Annotated in this window: 26 protein-coding genes and 3 pseudogenes; 10 read left to right on the top strand and 19 right to left on the bottom strand. The window is 70.5% G+C overall.

What is annotated here, in order from left to right; translation table 11 throughout:
* Positions 1 to 3: 3 nt before the first annotated feature.
* A complete protein-coding gene (locus ACSHXC_RS35150) occupies positions 4 to 882 on the top strand; it encodes an arylamine N-acetyltransferase family protein (RefSeq protein ID WP_438295393.1) in 879 nt (292 codons plus the stop codon).
* Positions 883 to 886: 4 nt separating this feature from the next.
* Here ACSHXC_RS35150 and ACSHXC_RS35155 read toward each other — a convergent pair.
* The 8 genes and pseudogenes from ACSHXC_RS35155 to ACSHXC_RS35190 form a co-directional block, all read right to left on the bottom strand.
* A pseudogene (locus tag ACSHXC_RS35155) lies at positions 887 to 1,330 on the bottom strand (sensor histidine kinase); the annotation flags it as partial.
* A 609-nt stretch (positions 1,331 to 1,939) separates the two neighbouring features.
* Positions 1,940 to 2,587, bottom strand: coding sequence for a DUF1707 SHOCT-like domain-containing protein (locus tag ACSHXC_RS35160; protein ID WP_438295394.1), 648 nt, complete (start codon positions 2,585 to 2,587; stop codon positions 1,940 to 1,942).
* A 133-nt stretch (positions 2,588 to 2,720) separates the two neighbouring features.
* Positions 2,721 to 2,798, bottom strand: coding sequence for a hypothetical protein (locus tag ACSHXC_RS35165; RefSeq protein ID WP_438297015.1), 78 nt, complete (start codon positions 2,796 to 2,798; stop codon positions 2,721 to 2,723).
* Positions 2,795 to 3,592, bottom strand: a complete 798-nt coding sequence (locus tag ACSHXC_RS35170; protein WP_438295395.1) for an ornithine carbamoyltransferase — start codon at positions 3,590 to 3,592, stop codon at positions 2,795 to 2,797. Before ACSHXC_RS35170 ends, ACSHXC_RS35165 begins: the two co-directional genes overlap by 4 nt.
* Positions 3,504 to 4,871, bottom strand: coding sequence for an APC family permease (locus ACSHXC_RS35175; protein ID WP_438295396.1), 1,368 nt, complete (start codon positions 4,869 to 4,871; stop codon positions 3,504 to 3,506). Before ACSHXC_RS35175 ends, ACSHXC_RS35170 begins: the two co-directional genes overlap by 89 nt.
* Positions 4,808 to 5,737, bottom strand: coding sequence for a HalD/BesD family halogenase (locus tag ACSHXC_RS35180; protein ID WP_438295397.1), 930 nt, complete (start codon positions 5,735 to 5,737; stop codon positions 4,808 to 4,810). Before ACSHXC_RS35180 ends, ACSHXC_RS35175 begins: the two co-directional genes overlap by 64 nt.
* A gap of 216 nt (positions 5,738 to 5,953) precedes the next feature.
* Positions 5,954 to 6,610, bottom strand: coding sequence for a maleylpyruvate isomerase N-terminal domain-containing protein (locus ACSHXC_RS35185; protein ID WP_438295398.1), 657 nt, complete (start codon positions 6,608 to 6,610; stop codon positions 5,954 to 5,956).
* 96 nt (positions 6,611 to 6,706) lie between these two features.
* Positions 6,707 to 7,186, bottom strand: coding sequence for a diadenosine tetraphosphate hydrolase (locus ACSHXC_RS35190; RefSeq protein ID WP_438295399.1), 480 nt, complete (start codon positions 7,184 to 7,186; stop codon positions 6,707 to 6,709).
* Between the two features lie 250 nt (positions 7,187 to 7,436).
* On the opposite strand from ACSHXC_RS35190, the gene ACSHXC_RS35195 reads away from it, so the two are divergent.
* Complete coding sequence (locus ACSHXC_RS35195; RefSeq protein ID WP_438295400.1) at positions 7,437 to 7,784, top strand: VOC family protein; 348 nt, start codon at positions 7,437 to 7,439, stop codon at positions 7,782 to 7,784.
* 31 nt (positions 7,785 to 7,815) lie between these two features.
* Here ACSHXC_RS35195 and ACSHXC_RS35200 read toward each other — a convergent pair whose 3' ends face one another.
* Entirely contained in the window at positions 7,816 to 8,523 is a 708-nt protein-coding gene (locus ACSHXC_RS35200) for an SDR family NAD(P)-dependent oxidoreductase (RefSeq protein WP_438295401.1), read from the bottom strand.
* A gap of 105 nt (positions 8,524 to 8,628) precedes the next feature.
* Between ACSHXC_RS35200 and ACSHXC_RS35205 the strand changes: the two genes are divergently transcribed.
* The gene (locus ACSHXC_RS35205) at positions 8,629 to 9,228 is read left to right on the top strand and encodes a TetR/AcrR family transcriptional regulator (protein WP_438295402.1); all 600 of its coding nucleotides are present in this window, start codon (positions 8,629 to 8,631) and stop codon (positions 9,226 to 9,228) included.
* On the opposite strand, the gene ACSHXC_RS35210 is transcribed toward ACSHXC_RS35205, so the two are convergent.
* A complete protein-coding gene (locus tag ACSHXC_RS35210) occupies positions 9,209 to 9,781 on the bottom strand; it encodes a GNAT family N-acetyltransferase (protein ID WP_438295403.1) in 573 nt (190 codons plus the stop codon). The two genes, ACSHXC_RS35205 and ACSHXC_RS35210, sit on opposite strands and share 20 nt — an antisense overlap.
* A 109-nt stretch (positions 9,782 to 9,890) precedes the next feature.
* On the opposite strand from ACSHXC_RS35210, the gene ACSHXC_RS35215 reads away from it, so the two are divergent.
* Entirely contained in the window at positions 9,891 to 10,544 is a 654-nt protein-coding gene (locus tag ACSHXC_RS35215; RefSeq protein ID WP_438297016.1) for a M15 family metallopeptidase, read from the top strand.
* Positions 10,545 to 10,653: 109 nt separating this feature from the next.
* On the opposite strand, the gene ACSHXC_RS35220 is transcribed toward ACSHXC_RS35215, so the two are convergent.
* Entirely contained in the window at positions 10,654 to 11,160 is a 507-nt protein-coding gene (locus ACSHXC_RS35220) for a carboxymuconolactone decarboxylase family protein (protein WP_438295404.1), read from the bottom strand.
* A gap of 218 nt (positions 11,161 to 11,378) precedes the next feature.
* Here ACSHXC_RS35220 and ACSHXC_RS35225 point away from each other — a divergent pair, with 218 nt between their 5' ends.
* On the top strand, positions 11,379 to 11,618 hold the full coding sequence (locus ACSHXC_RS35225; RefSeq protein WP_438295405.1) for a hypothetical protein: 240 nt from the start codon (positions 11,379 to 11,381) through the stop codon (positions 11,616 to 11,618).
* Positions 11,618 to 11,992 carry a toxin Doc gene (locus ACSHXC_RS35230; protein WP_189960120.1) on the top strand — a complete coding sequence of 125 codons (375 nt, stop codon included), beginning with the start codon at positions 11,618 to 11,620 and terminating at the stop codon, positions 11,990 to 11,992. The genes ACSHXC_RS35225 and ACSHXC_RS35230 overlap by 1 nt, the downstream gene beginning before the upstream one ends.
* 167 nt (positions 11,993 to 12,159) lie before the next feature.
* Here ACSHXC_RS35230 and ACSHXC_RS35235 read toward each other — a convergent pair.
* Positions 12,160 to 12,406: pseudogene (locus tag ACSHXC_RS35235) on the bottom strand (2-phosphosulfolactate phosphatase); the annotation flags it as partial.
* A gap of 360 nt (positions 12,407 to 12,766) precedes the next feature.
* A complete protein-coding gene (locus ACSHXC_RS35240; protein WP_438295406.1) occupies positions 12,767 to 13,390 on the bottom strand; it encodes a hypothetical protein in 624 nt (207 codons plus the stop codon).
* 84 nt (positions 13,391 to 13,474) lie between these two features.
* Here ACSHXC_RS35240 and ACSHXC_RS35245 point away from each other — a divergent pair, with 84 nt between their 5' ends.
* Positions 13,475 to 14,104: a TetR/AcrR family transcriptional regulator gene (locus ACSHXC_RS35245; protein ID WP_438295407.1), complete on the top strand. Its 630-nt coding sequence runs from the start codon at positions 13,475 to 13,477 to the stop codon at positions 14,102 to 14,104.
* A gap of 128 nt (positions 14,105 to 14,232) precedes the next feature.
* Positions 14,233 to 16,281, top strand: coding sequence for a HelD family protein (locus tag ACSHXC_RS35250; protein ID WP_438295408.1), 2,049 nt, complete (start codon positions 14,233 to 14,235; stop codon positions 16,279 to 16,281).
* Positions 16,282 to 16,364: 83 nt separating this feature from the next.
* On the opposite strand, the gene ACSHXC_RS35255 is transcribed toward ACSHXC_RS35250, so the two are convergent.
* Together ACSHXC_RS35255 and ACSHXC_RS35260 are read right to left on the bottom strand one after the other, a co-directional pair.
* The gene (locus ACSHXC_RS35255; protein WP_438295409.1) at positions 16,365 to 17,048 is read right to left on the bottom strand and encodes a response regulator; all 684 of its coding nucleotides are present in this window, start codon (positions 17,046 to 17,048) and stop codon (positions 16,365 to 16,367) included.
* Positions 17,045 to 18,256 carry a sensor histidine kinase gene (locus ACSHXC_RS35260; RefSeq protein WP_438295410.1) on the bottom strand — a complete coding sequence of 404 codons (1,212 nt, stop codon included), beginning with the start codon at positions 18,254 to 18,256 and terminating at the stop codon, positions 17,045 to 17,047. The genes ACSHXC_RS35255 and ACSHXC_RS35260 overlap by 4 nt, the downstream gene beginning before the upstream one ends.
* A 149-nt stretch (positions 18,257 to 18,405) precedes the next feature.
* Here ACSHXC_RS35260 and ACSHXC_RS35265 point away from each other — a divergent pair, with 149 nt between their 5' ends.
* Positions 18,406 to 19,983 carry a nitrilase-related carbon-nitrogen hydrolase gene (locus ACSHXC_RS35265; RefSeq protein ID WP_438295411.1) on the top strand — a complete coding sequence of 526 codons (1,578 nt, stop codon included), beginning with the start codon at positions 18,406 to 18,408 and terminating at the stop codon, positions 19,981 to 19,983.
* Between the two features lie 63 nt (positions 19,984 to 20,046).
* Positions 20,047 to 20,655, top strand: a complete 609-nt coding sequence (locus tag ACSHXC_RS35270) for an antibiotic biosynthesis monooxygenase (protein ID WP_438295412.1) — start codon at positions 20,047 to 20,049, stop codon at positions 20,653 to 20,655.
* Positions 20,656 to 20,742: 87 nt separating this feature from the next.
* Here the strand turns inward: ACSHXC_RS35270 and ACSHXC_RS35275 are convergent.
* The 4 genes and pseudogenes from ACSHXC_RS35275 to ACSHXC_RS35290 all read right to left on the bottom strand — a co-directional run.
* A pseudogene (locus ACSHXC_RS35275) lies at positions 20,743 to 20,934 on the bottom strand (MFS transporter); the annotation flags it as partial.
* Positions 20,935 to 21,147: 213 nt separating this feature from the next.
* Positions 21,148 to 22,314 (bottom strand): glycerophosphodiester phosphodiesterase, encoded by a 1,167-nt coding sequence (locus ACSHXC_RS35280; RefSeq protein ID WP_438295413.1) that lies wholly within the window; start codon positions 22,312 to 22,314, stop codon positions 21,148 to 21,150.
* Between the two features lie 279 nt (positions 22,315 to 22,593).
* Positions 22,594 to 22,803: a hypothetical protein gene (locus ACSHXC_RS35285; RefSeq protein ID WP_438295414.1), complete on the bottom strand. Its 210-nt coding sequence runs from the start codon at positions 22,801 to 22,803 to the stop codon at positions 22,594 to 22,596.
* 212 nt (positions 22,804 to 23,015) lie between these two features.
* The gene (locus ACSHXC_RS35290) at positions 23,016 to 23,192 is read right to left on the bottom strand and encodes a hypothetical protein (protein WP_438295415.1); all 177 of its coding nucleotides are present in this window, start codon (positions 23,190 to 23,192) and stop codon (positions 23,016 to 23,018) included.
* Between the last annotated feature and the right edge of the window lie 31 nt (positions 23,193 to 23,223).

Genomic DNA, 23,223 nt, shown 5'->3' on the forward strand with positions numbered 1-23,223 from the left:
GACGTGACGACACACAAGGAGACGCTCCGCATGTGGAACGGCGACGCCCTCGATCTCGATGCCTATCTGGCACACCTCGGCCACGAGGGGGACCGCACCCCCACTCTGGCGACGCTGCGCGCGTTGCACCGGGAACATGTGCTCTCCGTACGCTGGGAGAACCTGGAGGCTGTGCTCCGCAAGAGCCGCCCGCTCGACGTCCCCTCCGTCCAGGCCAAGATGATCGGCAACCCGCGCGGCGGCACCTGCTTCGAGCACGTCACCCTGTACGCGGCGGCCCTGGAACGCCTCGGCTTCGAGTTCTTCGTCGTCCAGGGCCGGGTCCGGATGGGCTCGGCCAAGATCAGGCCCGAGACGCACGCCATGGTGATCGTCGAGCTGGAGGGCAAGCGCTGGCTGAGCGACGTCGGCTTCGGGACGAGCCCGCTCGAACTCATCGAGCTGACCGACGCGACGGATGTGTCGGACGGGGTGGGGGAGTACCGGCTGCGGCGCCAGGAGGTCTCACCGGGCGAGGAGGGGTGGGCGCTCTACCAGCCCGCGGGCGGGCGTGAGGAGATCGAGACGACCAGCGACGGATGGATGGTCCGGCACACCTTCACACTCCACCGGCAGTACCCCGTCGACCTCCAGGTCGCCAACCACTTCGGCGCCTCCAGCCCGCGCTCGCCCTTCAGCGACCGCGTCCTCCTGCAGCGCCTGCACCCCGACCGGGTGCACCTCCTGGACAACCGCCAACTGACCACGGTCAGGCCGGGCGTGCCGGGCCCGCCGCAGACCCGGGAGCTGGAGCCGAACGAGGTGCCCAAGGTCCTCACCGACATCTTCGGCATCGAGCTGTCCGCCGAGGACATCGAGCTGCTGCTGCCCAAGCTGACCTGAACCCTCAGAAAGCGGGGCCGAGTTCGAGAGTGGCGACCGCACCGCCGTCGGACGCGTTGGCGAAGGTGAGCCGGGCGTCGAGGACCGCGGACTGGCCGAGCACGATGGTCAGCCCCAGGCCGTGCCCGTGGCCACGCTCGGCGGCCTCCGTGCGGAAGCGCTGAGGCCCGTGGGCGAGCAGCTCGTCGGGGAATCCGGGACCGTTATCGCGCACGACGCCCCGCGTCCCGGTGACGGTGACCTCGACGGGAGGCGCGCCGTGCCGGTGCGCGTTGGCCACGAGGTTGGTGACGATGCGCTCCACCCGGCGCGGGTCGGTGCGTACGACATCGAAGTCCTCGACCCGTACCTCCGTGCCGGTCCCGCCGCGGCGGACCACGTCGGCGACCAGCTCGCCCAGCGGGACCTCGTGGTGCCGGGCCCCCTCGGCCCCCGCGTCGAGCCTTGTCCACGAGGGCGCTGGCGAACAGCGAGCACCGGACGACGGCCGGGGCGAGCACCGCGACGGCCGCCGGCGCGGAACGGCGCGCGACGGCGAGTGCCAGCAGAAGCGGCACGGCCAGGCCCGTCCAGGGCAGCACCGTCCGCAGCAGGCTGCCGAGGTTGCCCATGGTGTTCGGGACGAGGTTGTGCAGCGCCATGAGCAGGGTGCAGAGTACGGCGGCAGCGGCGATGAGCCGGCCTCGCCTCCATATGTCCGCACCCTATGTGCGGCGGATCCATGTGGCCGGGCCCCATGTGCGTCCACCCCATGTGCGGTCGCCCCACGTGTCGCTGCGACGTGGCCCGGACGGCTCGGTCTCGATATCCGTCTCAACGTCCGTCCCGACGAACGTCTCGGTGTCCGTATCCGTCGGCCCAGGCGTGTTGGTCGAGCTCATGTCTGACCCCCACGCCCTTGCGGAACCGAACGCTTCGCAGCACTGGACACCTCAGCCGCCTCCCGACGTCAGGGACGTACACCGGACTCCGGGTACGTCCACAGACTCGGTGAGGCCTGCTGCCGGCCGGTCAGAGGAAGGCTTCGACCGCCGCACGGGTTTGTATCAGCTGTGCTTCAGCCACCGCTCCGCTGCGCCGGTTTGCGGAGCAGCCACTGTCCGAAGGTCCGCCGTGATGTCCGGACCTTGATCCGGCCGTAGGCGAAGCGGCCGGTCAGCTCCACGCGCAGGGTGTGCTCAGCCCCGGGATCCACAGCCCCGGGAGCCTTGCCCTTGCAGAAGCTCAGCGACAGGGACTCGGTGTTCACCACGATCCCCGGACCGGTCACCAGAAGCAGCGTTCCGCCCCGCATGTTCATGTCGACGCGCAGGGTGTCCTGCGTGATCACGGCCTCGGTGAAGTCGAGCGTCACATCGCACCAGGACGGCCTCAGGTCGATCCGCCGGGGCACGACCCAACGGCCGTCGCGGCGGACCGAACCGGCCTGCTGGTCGATCCGGACGACATCCTTCACCTCCACCGTTGCACCGCCGGAAGCCGCAGTCGACGGCAGATCGGCGGTGAGCCCGGCCAGCTCGTCGAGGGTGCGCGCGGTCAGGGCGACCTCAAGGCGCTGGTCGAGCTCGGCGGCGTCAAGCAGCCCGTCCCCGGCCGCGATGCGCAGCACCTCCACGGTCCGGTCCCGGTCGGCGTGCGAAGCCCTGGTGGGCAGCGGCGTGCCGGGGTCGTGCGGCTGACCAGTGGGCGGAGTCTGTCCCGACATGTCCCCATCCCGATCTAGTGGGCGGCGCCTCGACGCCTGCGAATGAACTTACGTTATATCGCGTTAGGGCGGCGGCCAAGCCCGGGACAGGTGCCGGCGAGGCCGCCGCCCGTTCGTGCGCGGAGGCGGACGGCTACAGCGTGCCCCCGCCGTCCACCGTCAGGACCGCGCCGGTCACGAAGGACGACTCCTCGCCGAGCAGGAAGCTCACGGCATCGGCGATCTCCCGCGGCTCACCGACCCGTCCCAGCGGACGGTCGGCCGCCTCCTCGTGGAACTCGGCCACCGGGCGGCCGAGTTGACGTACCGCTCGTCGAGGTCGAAGCTGGGCGGGTGCGCGAACGTGACGTGTTGTCCGAGCAGGGCCGCGGCGAGCAGCGAGGAGTGCAGAACGCCGGGGGTCTTCTGGCGGGAGGAGTACGCCCAGGTGTGGACGACCCGCCGTTGCGGAAGGCCGTCGCCGAACCGTTCGCGCAGGGTCAGCAGATCGGCGAGGACCTGACAGGGGTGCTCCTCGTCGTCCAGGGCGTTGATGACCGGGATGGAGGAGTGCTCGGCCATGGTGTGCAGCCGGCGGTGCCCCGCGCCGTAGTCGGCCATGTCGTACCAGCGGACCACGAGGGCGCTGAGGTACCGGCTGAGGACTCCGGCCGTGTCCTCGATCGTCTCGTTGTTGGCGAGGCGCAGCTCTTCCGGGCCGTAGGTGTAGCTGCGCCCGCCGAGTTGGGCGGCGGCCACCTGGAAGGAGACCCGGGTCCGGGTGGAGGGCACATGGAAGAGGAGCCCCAGGTCCGTGCCGGTGAGATAGGGGTGGGTGTCCTCGCCGCGCTTCATACGTTCGGCGAGGGCGAGCAGGGTGTGTAACTCGTCGGCGGAGAAGTCGGTCATTCCGAGTATGTGGCGGCCGAGCAAGGCGTCACCTCTCTCGTCGGTCGTGCTCTGGATGGTGGTGGTGCGGTGCGGCGGTGGGGAGTTCGGGTGACGGGGGGTGTGTGATCGCCGCACATAGCCTGGTCCGCTCGCGTGTGGCCAGCCACCACTCGACGAGCACCGCCGCGGCGAACATGACGGCCGCGTAGCCGATGCTGATGCCCATGAAGGGCAGCATCAGTGCGGTCACGGCGGTGACCAGGTAGTTCGTCCAGCGCATCGGCCCGGTCCGTACGAGACGGATGGCGGACAGGAAGGAGAGGAGGAAGACCAGGAGGTAGGCGACCGAGGACGCCTTGATGAGGACGGACTCGTTGGAGTCGGTCGCCGCAAGCAGGCCGAGGGTGAGGCTGTAGCCCGGGACCAGGGCGAGCACGGCCCTGGACGGCGTGCCCGTGCGGGGCGAGATCCGGCTCAGGCCGCGGGGGATGATCCCTTCGCGGGCCAGTGCGAAGACGACCCTGGACGTCCCCAGGCACCAGGCATTGGTGGTGAGCACGAGCAGCACGGACGCCACCAAGTAGCCGACGGTGGTGTGGTCGGCACCCGTAGCGGTCCGCAACAGGCGGGTGAATCCGGTGAGTCCCTCCACAGTGTTCTGGTCCGAGGGCAGGGTGAGGGCCACCGTCAGCGCCATGGCGAAGTAGAGGACCCCCACGACGCAGACGGCGCACAGGATGCCGCGCGGGAAGGTGCGCCCGGGATCGCGGACCTCTTCGGCGATGGGGGCCGCGTTCTCCCATCCGATGAAGTCGAAGAAGCAGATCAGCAGGCAGTCGCCGAGCACGCCCCAGCGGTGCGGGGCGACCGGGTGGAGCTGGGCCGGACTGCCTTGGGGGAGTGCCAGGACGATGATGGCGCACAGCACCCCGGTGACGACCGCGAGCACGGCGAGCTGCACGCGCCCGCTGACTTTCACGCCGAGCAGGTTCAGCGCGATACAGCCGAGGATGACCACGGCACCGATCGCGAGCGAGGCCCGGTTGGAGGCGCCCGGGGCCAGCGCGGCCAGGAGATAGCGGCCGGCGATCAGACCCAGTACCGGGTTGGCCAGGAGCAGCGTCATCAGGAGGTAGAGCGCGGCGACCCGGCCGGCCCGTCTGCCGAAGGCCACCTCGACGAACTGCGCGACGCCCTTGCTCGTAGGGTGCAGCGTCGACAGCTTGGCGAAGACGAGCGCGAACGGGTAGCTGTAGACGATCAGGATGCCCCAGGCAAGCAGCGACAACGGCCCCGCCGTGGTCCAGGCGAGCACCGGAATGACCAGGAGGCCGACGCCGAGAACGGAGGTCAGGTAGTAGTGGACGACGAGCCCGGGGACTCCGGTGTGCCGCCGCAGGACGTTGGCCGCCACTGGGAGCTCTCCTGTTCCGTTCCGCGGGAGGCCGTGTCGCGAGCTGCCGGGTCGCAGGCCGCGGGCCTGGAATCCGCCGGGTCTGCCCACAGCGCGTCCATGGTCTCGTGGGACAGGGACTTGGCCAGATCACGGCGCGCGGCATAACCCATGCTCACGATGAGGCGCCTGCCGCCGGTCACGGGATACACGCGGTGCAGGGTGGTGTCGGAGCGCAGGAAATAGAGATCACCGGGCCGGAGTTCGACGGAGTGAATGGGCCGCGATACGAAGTGCGGGTGCAGCTGGGGGTTTTCCTTGTCCCACTCCGTACGCGGTACGCACTGCACGAACCCGCCCCGTTCCACCGGCGGGCAGTCGATCACCCACACGAGGGCGAAACTGTAGTCGTCCCAATGCCAGCCGTGGGTGTCGCCGCTCTGCGTGAGCTCGGTAATGACGAATTGCTTGGGAGGATAGGGGAATTCAAGAACGTCCTCTCCCGCCACGACGGCCAGGGCTTCCCTGAGTCCGGGGGAGGAATAGAGCAGCGGAAGGATCCGGCCGTACTCGGCGATCTCCGCGCGGCGTACGTTGTGCATCGGGCGCGGTGTGCCGCCGGTTTCGGCGAACTCGCCCTCCCGCCGCACGGCATGACGACTGATCAGAGATTCCGTCTCCTGCGCGACGAGCTTCTTGACGTCGTACGGAGCGAGGAATCCGGTCTTCACGAAACCCTGGGTGAGGAGCCTTTGGTCCTTTACCAGTGAACAGGGCCGTACATGGGGTCCGCGGGCGACCGGGGTATTCGCGCCATGCGGGGATGGCTCAGATCCCCTGGGGGCGCCGGCCAGGATGAAGGGATGGCGGCCGTGGGCCATTGACATTCGCACCCCGTCTGTCGCGAAATTCCGGACGGGAACGGGGAATGGGGCCACGAAATGGCCGGCGGGCGCCTACCATGCACAATTCGCCGTGCACGGCGGTGATGTCGAGCACCATCGCATCCCCAGGAGAAGGTCCTGGCCGCGACTGCCGCCGCGTACTTGGCGCAGTGCGAGCGCGTTGCCGGTACCGCGCGCCGTCACTCGTTCCGTGGCGTATCAGCCGAGCACGAGCGGCAACTTCGCGATCAGGCGGCCGAGTTCGGACTCCTCGTCATCGGTGGGTGCTCGGCGGCCGGTGCCGATCAGCAGCGCGTCCGTGTCGGTGAACGACGCGGGGAACGGAGCGCCGGCGATCGCCTCCAGCATCGCGCGGGACCGGGCCAGTCCTTCTGCGGGCGGCCCGGCGACGTCCGGGAGACGGGCGATCAGGTCCAGGTGGTGCAGCGTCCATTCCAGGACGTACGCGGTGAGGTAGTCGCCCACGGTGAGAACCTGGTCCTGGGTGCCGACCAGGGCGCCGGGGTCGGCGAGCTCGGCGGCACGTCCGGCGGCGGAGCCGACATCGTCCAGATGGAATGTGAGCAGCCCCGGCTCCTGGTACGCGGCAGCCAGCCGGACGATCAGCGCGTCGAGCGGGTCGTCGCCGGTCGGCGCCTGGTCCCCGACACTCCAGTACGTCACCGCGTCGACGGTCGGTTCGCCGTCGGCGGGGGTGACGAGGGTGATCAGGACGTCCTGGGCGTCGATGACGAGGTGACACACGAGGTCCCGTACGAGCCAGCCGCTGCAGCCGGACGGCTGCCCGAAGTTCTGGTCCCGGAGCCCGGCGACCGCGGCGCGCAAGGCCGTCCAGGAGTGTGAGAAGAGATCCACACCGGCAAGGTAGTGCGGTGCGGGGAGACCGGACAAGCGTATGCGCGCGGTGGGGGGTAGCCCATGTGGCCCGCGCACATGCCGCAGCCGCCTCCGTCAGTCCCGCGCGGTCAGCCGGTCCAGTTCCTGGGCGATCTCCTCCCGCAGAGGGTCGTGCCGCGGAGCCAAGGCATACCGCTCGTCCCGCCAGTTCTCGCGGGGATGGAGCCAGACGGGGACGCGGACGAGGTCGGCCGGTTCCCAGTCGAAGCGCGGCCACACATGGGCGTGGAGGAATCCGTCGGTGTTGCCGAGGATCTCCAGGTTCACCCGACGAAACGCGGGGTCGAGCCGACGGCAGGCCCGCTCGACGGCTTCGCCGAGCACGTCCATGTCGGACAGGAAAGCCAGCCGTTTGGTCCGCGGAAGCTCGGACAGGCGCTCCACCCGGGGATCGTCCACCAGGAGAACCGAGTAGCCCGGCAGGAACTGCACATCCCCGATGGCCGCGAACCCTGCCTCCAACCGCCGCAGCACGGTGGGGTTTTCGCCACGCAGGGCACTGCCGATCCGGTCCCTACGCCATTCGCTCGTCATGACGGAAACCTATGTGACGGAGATCGAAGGGCGTCGGCCACCCTTCGCCGAACCGTCGGCGACCCGCCGCCGAATCGAGGCCGGCCAGGGCACCCCGGTCGGCGCAGCGACGAGTTTCCGGCCCCGGCGGAGTCGGAAGGGAGTGCGGACGGAATGCGCCCAGAGCCATAGAGGCTCCGGCCGGCGCTATGGCGGCCACAGCCGCACACGAGGCCCCGCGGCCCGCGCGGCCCTACGGGAAGGATGCCCCATGTCATTCACCCATGTCCTCGCCGTAGCCCCGGTGACAGAGATGGAAGTCGCCGTGGCCTGGTACGAGCGGCTGCTCGGGAGGCCCGCCGACAAGAGGCCGATGCCCGGGCTCGCCGACTGGCACATCGCGCCGTCCGGCTGGGTGTCGGTGTTCCAGTCGCCGGAGCACGCCGGGTCGACGCTGCTCAACCTCGTGGTCGACGATCTCGACCAGGCGATCGCGGACCTTGCCGAGCGGGGCATCACCGCCGGGGAGATCCAGCCGGGCGCCCAGAAGGTGCGGTTCGCCGCCGTCCGGGACCCCGACGGCAACCGCGTCACACTGATCGAGAATCCGGTGACCTAGAGGGAGGCCCGGGTGTGACTGGGCCGGAGTCCTACCACGGCACCGTCTCGCCATGGCGGTCCAGGAACTGCAGGCCGGGCGCGCCGGCCTGCGCTTCGAGGACGTCGACGACGGCCGGGATGCTCTCCTTGGGGCTCAACGGCGCGTCGGGGCCGCCGAGTCGAGTCCGATTGTGGCCCGGGTCGATGAGCAGCTTGGTGTGGCCGTCGTCGGCATGACGGGTGGTGTAACTGCGCATCAGCTGGTTGAGCGCGGCCTTGCTCGCCTTGTAGAGCTCGTAGCCGTCCTCGGTGTTGCGCGAGATGCTGCCTTGCTCGGAGGACATGACTGCGACGGTTCCGCCGGGTGCGACGAGTCCGCGCAGGGCTTCCAGTGCGCGCAGTGGGCTCAGCGCGTTGGTGACCATCACCTCGGTGAACATCTCGGTCGGGACCTCGCCGATGGGCAGATCGCCCCGGTCGATCGCGGCGTTGACGAAGAGCAGATCGAGCCGGCCGCCGTCCGGACGGCGCTCCAAGCGCCCGCGCAGAGCGGCCAGTTGCCGGGGACTGGTCATCTCCAGCGATGCGAGCTCCAGCCGTCCCTGGTGGGCATCGGCGCGCGCCTGCAGCTCGCCGCCGCTCTCGCGGGTCGTGGCGACGACTCGCCAGCCGCGCCGGGCGAGCTCGTCGGCGAGGACGAGCCCTAAGCCTCGCGAGGCTCCGATGACCAGGGCCTGGCGGTCGGGTGTGGTGGACACACGTAACTCCTTCGTGATGGGTGTGCAGCTGGTGTCAATCAAAGCTAGACGAGACGGTGCGTCTAGACAATGGCGCAGCAGCCACTGCCAGGTAGTGTGTTCCGCATGCCCGCCACGAGCCCTCAGCCCCGCAGGCCCCGCTCCGGCCCCCGGCGCGACGAGACCGCACGTCTGGCGGTGCTTCATGCCGCGGACGACCTGCTCGTCGAGCACGGCTTCGGCGGTCTGACCGTCGAAGCCATCGCGAGGCGCGCCGGGGTCGCCAAGCAGACGATCTACCGCTGGTGGCCCTCGAAGGTCGAGATCCTTCTCGACACCCTCATCGAGGACAGCGGCAAAAGCCTTCCCGTTCCGACGGAGAAGGCCACGGCGGAGAGCATCCGTGGCTACCTGCGGGGTTTTGCGCGGTTCCTCACGCGCGACCCCGCCGGAAAGGTCCTGCTCGCGCTCATCGCGCAGGCACAGCACGATCCCGACACGGCCAAGAGCTTCCACAAGCGCTATCTCGGTCCACGCCGCACCCAGGAACGTGACATGCTGGCGCGCGCGATCGACGCGGGGGAGATCTCGCCCGAGCTCGGTCCCGACGCCACGCTGGACGCGCTGGTCGGCCCGATCGTCTACCGCGCCCTGACGGGGGCGAGCATCCCCCGCGGTCTGGTGGACACCCTGGTGGACGGGCTGCTCAGGCCCCGCCCGAACTGAGCATCCGGTCTCGGCCGGACGTCCTTCCCGAGGCGCCGGACTCTGCCCCCGGCCGTCGGACCATGAACACGTCGACGGGATCCTCGGTCTCCACGGTGAACCCGTGCCGCTCGTACAGGCGCCGCGCGCCGCTGCCCCGCAGGACGTTCAGGCGGACGTCCAGGCCATCGGCATCGGCCCGGTTCAGCACGGTGCGCAGGACGGCCGACCCGAGCCCCCGGCCCTGAAGGTCCGGCGAGAGAAAGAAGTGCTCCAGCCACTGGCAGTCCTCGGCCGGGCGCAGGGCGACACAGCCCGCGAAGACGCCGTCGGCCAGGACTATCGACATGTGCTCGGGGACGAACGCGTCCCGGAACCGCTGCCGGACCCGATGCTCGTCGAACCGTCCGAGCCGCTCCAGATCCGGCCGCATCACCACGGCCCGCAGCTCCACGATCGGCTCGACGTCCCCCGGCACCGCGGCACGCAGCGTCCATTCCACCGGACGATCCGCCCCGGCCCCGGGCAGAACCCGGGCCCGCCGGACGCCGCCCGCCCCCGTACTCGTATCCATGGCCGGAGTATCTCAACGGCACCCTGCGGCCCCGCACGCGGGACTGTTCACCGACTCCCTGCCTCGGGGAGATCGCGGGCCGGGAGATGATCTCCGCATGAGTGACTCGATGAGCCAGGTCGTCCTGATGTCGGATCCGCGGGTCGCCGCCGTCCCTCTGCAGGAGTGCGGTGAGCCGCTGGTGGACGTCCGCCGCGGTGGCGCCCTCATGGTCGACGTACGCCTCCAGGACGCCGAGAGCGCGTTCGCGCACGTACGGAAGGGCGTCCATGAACGGCTGCTGCACGCACAGGAGTTGCTCCCCGGGGGTCTGCGGCTGCTCTTCGTCGAGGGGTACCGCCCGCTGTCACTGCAGCGGACGTACTTCGAGAAGTACCTGGAAGAACTGCGGGTGCTGCACCCGGAGTGGGCCGCCGAGCAGGTGCACGCGGCGGCGAGCCGGTATGTGTCCCCGCCCGGGATCGCGCCGCACAGCGCGGGTGCGGCCGTCGATCTGACCCTCGCCGATGCCGATGGACGTGAGCTGGACCTGGGCACCCGGATGAACGCGTCTCCGGAGGAGAGCGCGGGCGCCTGCTACACCGAGGCCGGCAACATCGGTGCCGAGGCCCGCGAGCACCGGGGGATCCTGGGGTCCGCGCTGACCGCCGCGGGCCTGGTGAACTACCCCACCGAGTGGTGGCACTGGTCGTTCGGAGACCGCTACTGGGCACGGGCATCGGGGGAGCCGTTCGCCCCGTACGGGCCCCGGGAGCTGCGCTGAGGGGACCGGCCGGGGCCTGTGGGACCCGGGTTGCTGTTGCCGTGCGGCCGTGGGCACCGCCGACCCGTCCGGGTCCCACCGGGGGACCCGAACGGCGGCTTGGGGGGCGTCAGTTCCAGGGGTCGGTGAAGGACCGTCCGGGCACCGGCTTGGCGATGAGGGCCACGGCGATGAAGAAGTTGACCTGCCCGATGGCGAACATCAAGGTGGCCAGCGCCTTGGGCTCATAGTGCTCGGCCGCCCGGGCGTAGAGCTCGTCCGGGACGCGTTCGCCGTGTGCGGCCGGCTGGAGCACGGCCTCCACGAGCGCCAGTGCGGCACGTTCGGCACCGGTGAAGTACGGCGAGTCCTGCCAGGACGCCACCGACGTGATCCGCTCCTCCGACTCCCCGGCCTTGCGCAGGAACCCGGTGTGCAGCACGGTCAGGTAGGTGCTGCCGACGATCTGCCCCGCACGCAGCTGGATCAGGCTGATGGTGCCGCGCGGCACCGAACCGTTGCCGGTGACCTTGAACAGCGCTGCCGACACCTGGGCCAGCTCCGGGACGAGCTGCGCGGGGTCCTCGGACATCCGGGGAACCATCGCTACTTCCGCGGTGATCGAGCGAGTCTCCATGACCATCTCCTCAAGTCTTTCGCATTGCTGTCGATCGCTGCTTGCTGTCACTGCTCTGACGGATCGCGACGGAGAAATGTGACCGAAGGACGGCAGGGGGCGGACCGGCGGGCGGCAATGTGCTCTCGCGCCCAGCCCGCACGAGCCCCTGAACTGGGAGAACAGGCACTCGATCCTGCCCCGTAGCCGAGCAGGTACCAACTAGGTACCATCGAGGTATGCCGTCCTTGAACATCACCTTCACCGACGAGGAACTGGAAGCGGTCCGGGCCGCCGCGGCCGCCGACGGGAAATCGCTCAAGCAGTACGTCCACGACCTGCCCCTGCGCGAACAGCAGCGCCTGCAGTTCGTCCGGTACGCGCTCTCCTGGGGAGAGCGGCAGCGCGCCGAGTTCGACGAGGCCTTCCCCGACGAGGCGCCGCCAAGCTCGCGCGGCGAGGGGGTGGATGCCGCCTGATGGTCCTCTACATCGACGTCCCGTGGCTCCTGGACGTCCAGGAGCAGGCTGTCCCGGAAGACGTGAGCGTCGCCGACTACTCGGCCCTGGTCGCCGCGGTCGCCCGCCACAAGACCCGTATCCCCCGCCCCGCCACCGCCGACCCCGAACCCTCCTGGCGGGCCGCGGCGCTGCTGCACACGCTGGTACGCCTGCAACCGCTGCCGCACCGCAACAGCCTCTACGCGTGCCAGGTGACGGCCGCCTACATGTACGCGTCGGGCGAGGGCATCGACCCGCCGTACGGCGCGATGGTCGACCTCGTACGGGACATCCAGGCGGGGAAGGTGAGCGTGTACCAGGCCGCCGAGCGCATCCGGGCCTGGCGCATCTGACGGCGCGCCAGGGCGCGGCGAACTCCCATCCGATGGGCTGGAGTCGGGCCGTGACTGGCGCTGAGGAGGAGTACCACCGGGGAGCGGCCCGGCACTTCTCGCAGTGCACGGCATTCTGCTGCAACACCCCGTCGGCCCCCGCCGCCGTCGACGTGCGCTCCGTCGAGGGCCCGGCGCGCCACATGGTGGGCGCAGGCCAGGTCTTCGTCCGCCCTTCCGTCCCCGCCGGTGATCACGAACGTCAGGTCGTCACAGCCTTCGGCACGCAGGAGTTGAGCCGTCGCGTCCGCCACGGTGAAGCCGGCGCACAGGACGAGCGAGGCATCGGCGACTGGCCGGCGCGCCCACGGTCCCGGCGGTGGTCCTCTGCACCAAGGTCCGGCCCGTGAGCGTCAACTCCCGTATGAATCCAGGTCACATCCGGAATACCGGCGAAACGGAAGCGCATCGGATCATGATGTCGTACCGCTCGTGGGTGGGTGCGGAAACTCCGTGGCTGGCGGTACGTCTGGGTTCCCCGGGCAGCCGCATCCAAGGTCTGCCCTGTCGAGAAGGCAGCTCCCATGACCAGCCGGCCGGTTACGACGACTTTGTGGCGCCCCACCGGGCCCAAGGAGCTGGACCTGGTCCGAGAACTGGACTGGCGCGGATGGCCGCCTCGGCTGCCGGAACAGCCCATCTTCCATCCGGTCGGCGATCATGGACGTCAGCCTCCCGGGGTCTGGGGCGGAGCCCCGGCGCACCCCGCCCAGCCAATGCGGCGACCTCCCGGGGCTACTCGCTCAGCCCCGCCACCCCCCAGCCGCGCCCAGCCGCCTCGGCCAGGACCTGCCCCCAGTCCTCCAACAGGGAGGCGAACGCTTCGAAGTCGGGGATCCACCCGTCGGGGGTGGCGGCGTACCTGGCGAAGTCGCCCCGCAGTCCATCCAGTCGGGGCGCCAGCTTCTCCCACGTCGCGGCCAGTTCGCGCACGCCGTCAGGCGACTGCGCGGCCAGCAACCCGTAGGCGGTGCGGGGATCGTCCCCGAAGAAGTCGTGATCGGTGTGCGGCGGCTCGGCCTCGTCGTCCAGTCCGTTCCAGAACAGCCGGGACATCATGGCGTCCAAGTCGCCCCGTACCAGCGGGTCCACATGGTCGCGCAGGGATTCCCATCGCTCGCCCGCCCAGAAGTGCGGCTTGAACGAGCCGAGAGTGCCCCGGAACTCGTACACGGCGAAGAAGGCGCCGCAGTCACCCCGCGGCCACTCCCAGTCGCCCTCGATCGAGGGTGCGTCGTGGCCCCACAGCCCGGTCTCGTCGTCATACCAGGCATCCCTCAGGCGCGGGAGCCGCTCCCGAGGCGGCACCCGCTCCAACCACGACCAGTCCGCGATCAACACGGTGATGTCCACGCCCATGCGTGTGAGCCTACTGACCGGCCGTATGTGACAGGGCGGCGGACGGCACTCGGGCCCCCGAGCCGGGCCACGTACGCTCACCCCATGGGTAGTGAGATGGGATTGCGGGAGCGCAAGAGGCGGCAGACGTACGAGGCGGTGTCGGAGACGGCCATCGCACTGTTCCTGGAGCGCGGGTTCGACAAGGTCTCCGTCGCGGAGGTCGCCGCGGCCGCCGGGATCTCCAAGCCGACCCTGTTCCGGTACTTCCCCGCCAAGGAGGACCTCGTACTGCACCGGTTCGCCGACCACGAGGACGAGGCGGCCCGCGTCGTCGCGGCCGGCCGGGCCGAGGGCACCGCGCCGCTGCCCGCCCTGCGCGCCCACTTCCGTGAGGGACTGGAGCGCCGCGACCCGGTCACCGGGCTGTGCGACAACCCTCACGTGCGCGCCTACTACGGCCTGCTGTACGGCACGCCGAGCCTGGTGGCCCGGCTGTACGGGTACCAGGAGAGGTCGGAACAGGCGCTGGCCGCCGAGCTCGGGGAAGGGCTCGGCGCGCGGATCGCGGCCGGGCAGATCATCGCCGTACGGCGGATCCTCGCGGAGGAGAACTGGCGCCGGATCGTGGCGGGGGAGAGCGAGCGGGCGCTGTACCCGGAGGCTGTACGGGCGGCGGACCGGGCGTTCGCGCAGCTGGCGGAGGGGCTGGGGGCCGAGTACGGGGAGGGGTGACCCGCCCGGCGCCCCCGGACCCCCTCCCGGCATCCCCGGCCCCCTCCCGCCGCCCATGCCGTGCCGCCTCGTCACCCCTATTCGTTACTGAGTAAAAAATTTAACCGGGTTGCGTTATCCTGGTCGGCATGAAGCCACTCGACCGGGAACTCGACCACGAGCGGACCTACCACGACACCTGCCGAGCGGCCCTGGCCGCCATGACCGAGGGCGCCGGGCACCGCGTCGTCATCGGCGAGAACGCATTCGCCTCCGGCGCCGATGCCGAGGTGCTCGGCTATCAACTCCGCAGCTGGGCCAAGGAGTTGAGGGAGATGCCGGAAGGCCCGCTGTTCTTCGGGCGGCTCGACTTCGATGCGGCGGCCGACGGTGACCACGCCGGCCAGAGCTATCACATCGGCCGCCGCCGCATCAGCGAACACCCCTCCGCCCCGCCCCTCGTCGTCGACTGGAGGGCGCCCGTCTCGCGCCGCTTCTACCAGGCGAGCGCCCGTGACCCCCAGGGTGTCGCGGTCCGCCGACGATTCGGCTGGGCGCAGGGGAGCTCCGGCGCCGCCCAGGACCTGACCGGGCTTGAGGACGAGCGCCTGGTGGCGGGGGAGGTGCGCGGCGCCAGCGCGATCCTCGCCGGGGAGATCGAGCGCCCCCGCGTCGGCCCCATGCGGGACATCGCGGCGACCATCCAGCCCGAGCAGGACGACCTCGTACGCTCCGAACTGGCCGAATCCGTCTGCGTACAGGGCGCCCCGGGCACCGGCAAGACCGCCGTCGGCCTGCACCGTGCGGCGTACCTTCTCTACACCTATCCGCAGCGCATCCAGCGCCGTGGCCTCCTGGTGCTCGGCCCCAACCGCACCTTCCTCTCGTACGTCCGTGAAGTCCTCCCCGCGCTCGGCGAGTACGACATCCGCCAGTCGACCGTCGACGAGGAGGTCGTGCGCGGGACGCGCGGCCGCGACGTGCGAGCCGTCGACGAACCCGAGGCGGCGGTCGTCAAGCACGACGTGCGGATGGCCGAGGTGCTCCAGCGCGCGCTGTACGGCCGTGTCGCGCAACCCGTCAACTCCATTGCGCTGCGCGAGGGTTCCTGCACCTGGCGGGTCTCCCGGGAAGAGCTCGCGTCGATCGTCGCGGCGGTACGGGCCGAGGTGCCGCCGTACGCCATCGGGCGGGAGCGGGTGCGCAGCCGGGCGGTCCGGGCCATCCAGCTCCAGGCGGAACGGCGGGCCGGGCCCATGAACAACACCTGGCTCCAGAAGATCACCAGGGCGCGTCCGGTGACGGAGTTCGTCGACACGGTGTGGCCGAAGGCGAAGCCGGAAGAGGTGCTGGCCGAACTGTTCACGGCCCCCGAGGCACTGGCCGCGGCGGCCGACGGCAGCCTCGGTGCGGAGGAACAGAAGGCGCTCCTGTGGGCCAGGCCGCCGCGCTCGTGGAAGTCCGCGAAGTGGTCGGCGGCCGATCTGGTGCTGCTCGACGAGGTGGCGGGCCTGATCGAGCACCCCGAGGGGTACGGGCACATCGTCGTCGACGAGGCGCAGGACCTGTCCCCGATGCAGTGCCGGGCGATCGCTCGGCGGGCGGTGTTCGGCTCGCTGACGGTGCTCGGCGACCTGGCTCAGGGCACCACCCCGTGGGCGGCCCGCGGCTGGCCCGGGCAGCTCGCCCATCTGGGCAAGCCGGGCGCCGAGGTGGTGCCGCTGACGACGGGGTTCCGGGTGCCGGCCGCGATCGTGGAACTGGCCAACCGGCTGCTCCCCGCGCTCGACGTGGACGTACCGTCCGGTCAATCCCTGCGCACAGACGGCGAGTTGAGGTATCGGAGTGCTGCGACACCGCAGGAGCTGGCCGAGGTGGCGGTCGATGCGGTGCGGGCGGCGCTGGGCCGGGAGGGCTCGGTGGGCGTGATCGCGGCCGACCGCGATGTGCCCGCGCTGAGCACGGCCCTGGAGTCGGCCGCCCTGGACGCGGCGGCCGCGGCACGGGTCACGCTGCTGCCCGCCACCCTCGCCAAAGGCCTCGAATACGACCATGTCGTGGCCGTCGAACCGGCCGAGATCGCGGCCGCCGAAGAGCGCGGTCTGCACCGGTTGTACGTGGTCCTGACGCGGGCGGTCTCGGGCCTGGAGGTCGTCCACAGCAGGCCGCTGCCGGGGGAGTTGGAGCGGGTGCGTTGAGTACGGCATGCCGAAGCTCGTGGTGGAGGAGCGGGCGCGCGGGATGGGCGCCGGTCCACGGAAATCGGCGCCGGTCGGACGGATCAGGCGAGGCCTTCCCGGTGGGCGAGCACCGCGGCCTGGACCCGGTTCTCCAGGCCGAGCCGGGTGAGGATGCGGTTGACGCGGCTCTTCACGTTCCCCTCCGTGAGGTCGAGGGCCGAGGCGATCCGGGCGTTGGACAGGCCCCGGGCGACCAGTACGAGAACCTGGAGTTCGCGCTCGGTCAGCAGATCCGCCGGCTCGCCCTCGCGCAGGGCGGGAGCCGGGGCGTTGGGCAGGAGCGCGGCCGGCAGAGCGGTGACGGTGTCGATCAGGCGGCGTGTGACGCTCGGGGCAAGTACCGCCTCCCCGTCGGCAGTTGAGCGAATGGCCTGGGCGAGCAGGTCGGGAGGGCTGTTCTTCAGCAGGAAGCCGACGGCCCCCGCCCGCAGCGCGGCATGCACGTATTCGTCCAGGTCGAACGTGGTGAGTACAAGGACACGCGGAGCCGGACCCGGCCCGGGCCAGCCCGTGGTGATGCGCCGCGTGGCCTCCACGCCGGTCGTGCCGGGCATACGGACGTCCATCAGTACGACGTCGGGCCGGAGCTCGACGGCGCGGGCGACGGCCTGCTCCCCGTCGGCCGCCTCGCCGACGACCGACAGGTCCTCGCGGCGGTCGATGACCAGGCGGAGCCCGGTCCGGACCATCTCCTGGTCGTCGACGAGCAGCACTCTGACGGTCATGCGTCCGCCTCCGCCGGTTGGGGTGCCTTCGCGAGGAGAACCACGTGCAGCCGCCAGCCGCCGTCCTCGCGCGGCCCGGCCTCCAGCACGCCGTCGAAGGCGGCGACGCGTTCCCGCATGCCGATGAGCCCGCGCCCGGTCCCACGCACAGGTGAGTGTCCCGGTGGCGCCGGGTCGTTCACGACCTCGACCGTGAGACGGGAGTCGTCACCGCCGACGGTGACCCGCACGCCGACGGGACCGGCGTGCTTGATGACGTTCGTGAGCGCCTCCTGGACGATCCGGTAGGCCGAGATCCGTACGCCTGAGGAGAGCGCGGTCTGCGCCCGGACCTCCGAGGCGTACGTCACTCGGCAGCCCGCTGCCGTCGCCGCGTCGATGAGCGGTCCGAGATGGTCGAGGGACGGTTCGGGTGCGAGCTCCCGTTCGCGGAACGACAGCAGCCCGAGGACGCGCCGCATCTCGATGAGCGCGGTGTCGGCGGTCCGCGCGATGAGACCGGCGCAGTGTACGGCCTCGGCGGGGACGGACTCGGGTGTCATGACGTCCTCGGCGGCTCGCGCCTGGACGGCGATGGCGCTCACGTGGTGGGCCACCACATCGTGCAGGTCCCGGGCGATGCGGGCACGCTCGGTGACCACCGCCTGCCGAGCGTTGAGTTCCTGCTCGGCCTTGAGACGTCGATTGAGCTCACGCAGACGTTCCGCGTCGGCGCCGATCCTGCGCCTGCCGCACCCCAGAAGCCAGGCGAGGCCGAGGAAGAAGACGAACGTCGTGGTGCTGATCGGCTCCAGTGATCCCAGGCGCGGGACTTCCCAGTGCCCGGTGAGCGCATCGGCGGCGGCGGTGGACGCCAGGCACAGCAGCGTTCCCAGCAGGCTCGCCGGGACCGGCGCGTAGCGGGCCGCGGCATACACGCCGATCATGAGCAGGAACGGGCCGGGTATGCGGCCCTGAATCGGACTGAGCACCTGGAAGGCCACGTACAGGCAGGTCATCGCCGCCAGGACGGCGCGCGGACGCGTCCGCCTCCACAGCAGCGGAACGGTCTGCGCTCCCCACAGGGCAACTCCCCAGCCGGCCGGTTCCGGTGCGCGGTCCAGCACGGTGGCCACGTCGAACAACGTCAGACCGCCGCCCAGCGCGACGTCCGTCAGACGTGGCCGGTCGGCTATCCATCGCCGCGCGGCTCGTGGCGCGGCTTTCATGGTGATGACCATCTCGGTCCGTCAGGCTAGACGAACGGGGGCGCCCGGCGGATCGTCCCCCGGTCGCGCATCGATAGTTGCGTGGGTGCGCGGGAGATCGCCGTGGAGACGGACGTGCCACGTGCAGGCACCCGCCTAGCGTTTTCGCCATGACGAACCTCCCGCCGGCGACCCCCCTCGCCGCCTCGACGGCACAGCCCCTCCAGGGCGAGATGCCCATGGCCAACTCCCTTAAAAATAAAGGGTGTTCGAAGACTCTCCTCCGGTACGGGCTACTGGTGCTCGGTATGGGCACCATGCTGTTCGCGGTGGGCGGCCGGTGGGACATCGCGGCCGCGGCCTGGATCTTTCCCGTGCTCCTGCTGCGCTTCGCCCGCCTGAGCCGAGTGTGGTCAGGGACGCTGTGGATCTGGCTGGCACACATCGCCGCCGCCGTCTTCTGGATCCAGGAGTCGGAGCTCGGCTTCAACCCCGTCGCCGTCGTGGGTGCGATCGCACTCGCCGCGCTGCAGACGCTGCCGTTCCTGGCCGACAGGCTGCTGGCCGGCCGGTTGCGCCCGGCGGTGGCGGCCCTCGCCTTCCCCGCGGCTTTCGCCGCCACCGAGTTCCTGATCACCATGGTGACCCCGCTCGGCACGGCGTACGGCTGCCTGGCCGTCACGCAGTACGGCGACCTCCCGCTACTGCAGGTCGTCTCGGTCACCGGGCCCTGGGGGATCGGCTTCCTGATCGGCTACTTCGCGAGTACCGCCAACCGGATCTGGGAGCGGCCCGCGTGGCGCAGTGGCGTGGTCTACGGAACGGTGCTGCTGACCGTCGTGCTCGCCGGCGGAGCCCGGCTCGCCTTCGGTCCGTCGGTGGGTACGACCGTGCGGATCGCCGGGGTGAGCCCCAGCCGGACCGTCGCCGACGCCCTCCAGGCCGTGCTCGGGAGGATCGACGGCGGGCCGGCCGACATCGCCGCCGCACCCGCCTCGCAGGTGGAGCCCGCCATGACCGCCGTCGAGAACGACCTGCTGGAAGCCACCCGGCGCGAAGCTGCCGCCGGAGCGAAGATCGTGATCTGGCCGGAGGAGGCCGTGCGGACCCAGGAGTCCCACGCACCCGCCGCCGTCGCGGCCGCGCAGGAACAGGCCCGCCGGTCCGGGATCTACCTGGAGATCGGTGTCCGCGTCTACAGCACGACCGCCCCCGCCTTCGGCCGCGACGAGGCGCTGCTCATCGACCCCCACGGCAAGGTGCTGTGGACCTACCAGAAGGCGCACCCCATCCCCGGCTCGGAGAAGTTCACGCCGGGCGACGGCCGTGTGCCCGTCGCCGACACCCCGTACGGCCGCATCGCCAATGTCATCTGCTACGACGCCGACTTCCCCGCGATGATGCGTACGCGGGCCGACATCATGCTGGTCCCCTCGGCCGACTGGAAGGAGTACGGCGGACCGCACACAGCGAAGGCGAGCCTGCGGGCCATCGAGGGCGGTTACTCACTGGTGCGGCAGGACGCGCAGGGGGTTTCGACCGCCTACGACAACAAAGGCCATGTCCTTGCCACCACCGACTACTTCACGACGGCTCAGCAGACGATGGTGGCCTACGTGCCCACGCAGGGCACGACCACGATCTACGACCGGATCGGAGACACCTTCGCCTGGCTCTGCCTGACCGGCGCGGCCGCGCTGACGGCCATGGCGGTGGCACGCCCCCGGAGCCGGAAGACCGACGGCTGAGGCATGCGGGAGGGGGGCAGCGTGAACGTCTTGACCTCAACTGCGGTTGATGTATGAGGGTTGATGACCATGACGCACTTCCTGGACCTCGTCCACCCTGCCGCCGGAACAGCTTTGATCAGTGAGTGGATCACCGGCACTCCCGAGCACTCGCACGCGGCCGCCGACGCGATGATCGACGAGTGGGCAGCGGCCGAGCCGCCCTCCGCCCTCCTCGCCCAACACTTGTTCATCTCCACTGCCGGCACCGGCCTCCTCTTCTACGCCCAGTGGACAAGCGACGAGGCCCACCTGGCGTGGGCGCGTGCCCGCCGCCTCGAAATGGTCAGCCGTGTCGACACGCTCGTGCCCGGTATCGAACGGCCCGGGCTCAACCGGACCCGCCTCCACCGCAGCGTGGTTCACGACGCGAAGCGCCGACCAGGCGTCTTCGCGGTGACCACGATGGCGGCGGACGATGCGGAGAACACGGTCATGGCGGCGCCGGGCCTGCTCGGCGAACACATCCACCTGACAGCGGACGGCGAGCGTGCGATCGTCGTCACGGAGTGGACCGACGCCGCCGCGCAAGAGGCGGCCGTCACCGACGGCCTCGACGTCAAGCAGTACACGCTCCACCACTCGTTCCTGAACGAGCATGCCCAAGCGCCCGCGAGGAGTCCTCGCGCCTGACGGCGACCCGCGTGTGGGGCAGCCGGTCGGGGGAGCCGGGACCCGGCCGCGTTCCATCCGGCTCGACCGAGGCCGGCGCAGGGGAGATCAGTCGGTCACAGGCCGGCTGGTCCTCATGCGGGCGTATGTGTATACGCACCCTGCCAGGGCCAGGTCGGACAGGAGCATGAAGCCGATCGAGTACGAGTCCTTCGCGCTGTAGATCGCGCCCATGACCAGGGGCGGGACGAAGCCGCCGAGACCGCCCATCGCTCCGACGATGCCCGTCACGCTGCCCACTGGGGCGTCCGCCGCTTCTTCGTCCGCGACCCGAACGGCCGGGTCATCAACGTGCTCAGCCACTCCTGAGGACCGGCACCGGAGTACACCGCGGCGAGGCCCGGTGGTCGGCCGAGCGGGATGGACCGGCGCCGAGCTCCCCGGTGGCGTTCCCGGCCCGCGGGGTACGCGGGTGGGTGGGAGCTCGATGCCGGGCCGGGCCGCGGGGGACGGTCAGCGGCGGCGGAACTCCTCCGCGGCCAGCAGCGCGGCGTCCGGGTTGTCGGAGAACAGGCCGTCGATGCCGGTTGCGTAGAGCGCCTTGAAGTACGCGAGCGAGTTGCCGTAGTCGCCGGGATTCTTGCCCACCTGGAAGTCCAGCGGCAGGAACTTGTTCTCGTTCCGCACGGTGTACGGAGTGAGGAACAGTCCCGCGGCATGCGCGTCGCGGACGAGCGTGGTGGGCTTGCCGAGTTTGCCCTGGTCGTCCTGCGCGATGATCTGCGGCAGCCAGGGGCCGATGCCCTGGGCGAAGCCGGCGATCCAACGGAGCCCCTCGGGCTTGAGGAGGTCGGCGGTGGTGCGCGGGTCGCCGGACTCGACGAAGTCGGCGGGCCTGACGGACGGTTCGTCGAGCAGGACGGTCTTGGGGCACCGCACGCCCAGTTCGCTGAGCCGCTTGAGGCTGCTGGGCTCGAAGGACTGCAGGATGTTCGGAGCGTGCGCGGTGTGCCGGCCGTAGCGGCGCAGCAGCTTGGCGAGCGGCTCCTCGACGCCCAGGCCCAGCTTGCGGAAGTAGGTGGGGTGCTTGGTCTCGGGGTAGATCCAAATGGGGCGGCCGCGGCGGCGTCCCTCGCGCTCGGCCCACTGGAGGACCTCTTCGAAGGTGGGCACCTCCCAGCGCCCGTTGTACAGGGTGTTGTGCTGGCGGACGTCGGGGATGCGCTCCTTGGCGCGCAGGGTCTTCAGCTCGGCGAGCGTGAAGTCCTCGGTGAACCAGCCGGTGATCTTCGTGCCGTCCACGGTCTTGGTGGTCTTGCGGCCGGCGAACTCGTGGTGGTCCGCGACGTCGGTGGTGGCGGAGATGTCGGGCTCGTGCCGGCAGACCAGGTGCCCGTCCTTGGTCGGGACGAGGTCACCGGCCTCGATGACGTCCGCGCCCATGTCGAGGGCGAGTTGGTAGGAGCCGAAGGTGTGCTCCGGGCGGTAGCCGCTGGCCCCCCGGTGGCCGATGACGAACGGTACGGGCAGCTTCGCGGGCGGCCCGGCGGGCGTCGACCGTTCCGCCGGCCCGGTGCCGGCCGCGTTGGCCTGTCCCGCTCCGGCCAGTACCGCGGCCCCGGCCCCCAGGGCCGCAGCTCCCAGCACCGTCCGCCGCCCCGGCTCGTACCGCTTGTCCATGCCCGTGCTCCTTGCTCTGTGTGGGGCCCCGCACTGCCCGGTCGATATCCGGTCATTTCAGGGTTTTCCAGTGCGTCAACCTGCTCCGGGAGGTCACTTCGCGCGCCCCCCGGAAGCCCCTTGATCGTAAACACGGACGGTGACACCCAGGAGGCGCAGGGGGTGTCGCGGGGGGCGAGGGGCTGATCAAGACCGGCCAGATGGTTCCAACTTCCCTAGGTGTGGCTGGAGTTGAGTGCGATGTCAGCGCATCGGGCAGGCGTCGGTCGGCAGTCGGGCTCATTTGCCGCAGACCGACACGACCGTCGCGACCACGACCGTCCCTGCGGCGAACCCGGTCATGACGGAGTGCAGTATCTCCAGCCGGATGTCCGTCGGCCGCTCGGGCCCGCTCGGGCAGCGGTTCGCCTGCTCGCGCCGCGAACTCTTCAGCCAGTACACGTCCGGCAGCCCGGCATGGACGGGCTTCGGCTCAGACAGTTGGTCCACGATTCGTCAACGCCCGCCGCCCGGTCCCGGCAACGAGGTGAGCACGGACCGCAACCCAACCGCAATCGTGCGCCCGGGTCCAGGCGCCGCAACGAAGCGGCACCCGGGCCCGGGCGGTGGGTACATCACATATACAGCCAGGCCGCTGGGGCCAACGCTGCGGCACGCGACCGGACTTCAGCCGCGAGCCGTGAGAAGGGAGGCGCTCGTGGCTAACGTAGGCCGGCGACCGACACGAGGGTCTTCGTCAGCATGTCGGCACCGGTGGCCAGGGCGCCGAGTCCGCCGGCGGGGCTGGCGTCATCGGCGAAGGCCGACGTCAGCGAGGTGGTGCACAGTACTACGGCTGTCAGAACAGCGACGGTGACGGTTCGTCTGATGGATCGCACGATGTGATGTCTCCAGTGTGAGTGGCGCACG

Origin of the sequence: Streptomyces sp. HUAS TT7 (genome assembly GCF_051550175.1) — a bacterium.
Taxonomy (GTDB): domain Bacteria; phylum Actinomycetota; class Actinomycetes; order Streptomycetales; family Streptomycetaceae; genus Streptomyces.

Bases quoted from the DNA above. Each gene is read 5' to 3' on its own strand.
- ACSHXC_RS35190 (WP_438295399.1), bottom strand. From the start codon at position 7,186: ATGACGAGCGAATGGCGTAGGGACCGGATCGGCAGTGCCCTGCGTGGC.
- ACSHXC_RS35260 (WP_438295410.1), bottom strand. From the start codon at position 18,256: ATGAAAGCCGCGCCACGAGCCGCGCGGCGATGGATAGCCGACCGGCCA.
- ACSHXC_RS35225 (WP_438295405.1), top strand. From the start codon at position 11,379: ATGCCGTCCTTGAACATCACCTTCACCGACGAGGAACTGGAAGCGGTC.
- ACSHXC_RS35180 (WP_438295397.1), bottom strand. From the start codon at position 5,737: ATGTCAATGGCCCACGGCCGCCATCCCTTCATCCTGGCCGGCGCCCCC.
- ACSHXC_RS35160 (WP_438295394.1), bottom strand. From the start codon at position 2,587: ATGTCGGGACAGACTCCGCCCACTGGTCAGCCGCACGACCCCGGCACG.
- ACSHXC_RS35265 (WP_438295411.1), top strand. From the start codon at position 18,406: ATGACGAACCTCCCGCCGGCGACCCCCCTCGCCGCCTCGACGGCACAG.
- ACSHXC_RS35240 (WP_438295406.1), bottom strand. From the start codon at position 13,390: ATGGGCGTGGACATCACCGTGTTGATCGCGGACTGGTCGTGGTTGGAG.
- ACSHXC_RS35195 (WP_438295400.1), top strand. From the start codon at position 7,437: ATGTCATTCACCCATGTCCTCGCCGTAGCCCCGGTGACAGAGATGGAA.
- ACSHXC_RS35230 (WP_189960120.1), top strand. From the start codon at position 11,618: ATGGTCCTCTACATCGACGTCCCGTGGCTCCTGGACGTCCAGGAGCAG.
- ACSHXC_RS35255 (WP_438295409.1), bottom strand. From the start codon at position 17,048: ATGACCGTCAGAGTGCTGCTCGTCGACGACCAGGAGATGGTCCGGACC.
- ACSHXC_RS35220 (WP_438295404.1), bottom strand. From the start codon at position 11,160: ATGGAGACTCGCTCGATCACCGCGGAAGTAGCGATGGTTCCCCGGATG.
- ACSHXC_RS35245 (WP_438295407.1), top strand. From the start codon at position 13,475: ATGGGTAGTGAGATGGGATTGCGGGAGCGCAAGAGGCGGCAGACGTAC.
- ACSHXC_RS35250 (WP_438295408.1), top strand. From the start codon at position 14,233: ATGAAGCCACTCGACCGGGAACTCGACCACGAGCGGACCTACCACGAC.
- ACSHXC_RS35210 (WP_438295403.1), bottom strand. From the start codon at position 9,781: ATGGATACGAGTACGGGGGCGGGCGGCGTCCGGCGGGCCCGGGTTCTG.
- ACSHXC_RS35215 (WP_438297016.1), top strand. From the start codon at position 9,891: ATGAGCCAGGTCGTCCTGATGTCGGATCCGCGGGTCGCCGCCGTCCCT.
- ACSHXC_RS35270 (WP_438295412.1), top strand. From the start codon at position 20,047: ATGACCATGACGCACTTCCTGGACCTCGTCCACCCTGCCGCCGGAACA.
- ACSHXC_RS35205 (WP_438295402.1), top strand. From the start codon at position 8,629: ATGCCCGCCACGAGCCCTCAGCCCCGCAGGCCCCGCTCCGGCCCCCGG.
- ACSHXC_RS35280 (WP_438295413.1), bottom strand. From the start codon at position 22,314: ATGGACAAGCGGTACGAGCCGGGGCGGCGGACGGTGCTGGGAGCTGCG.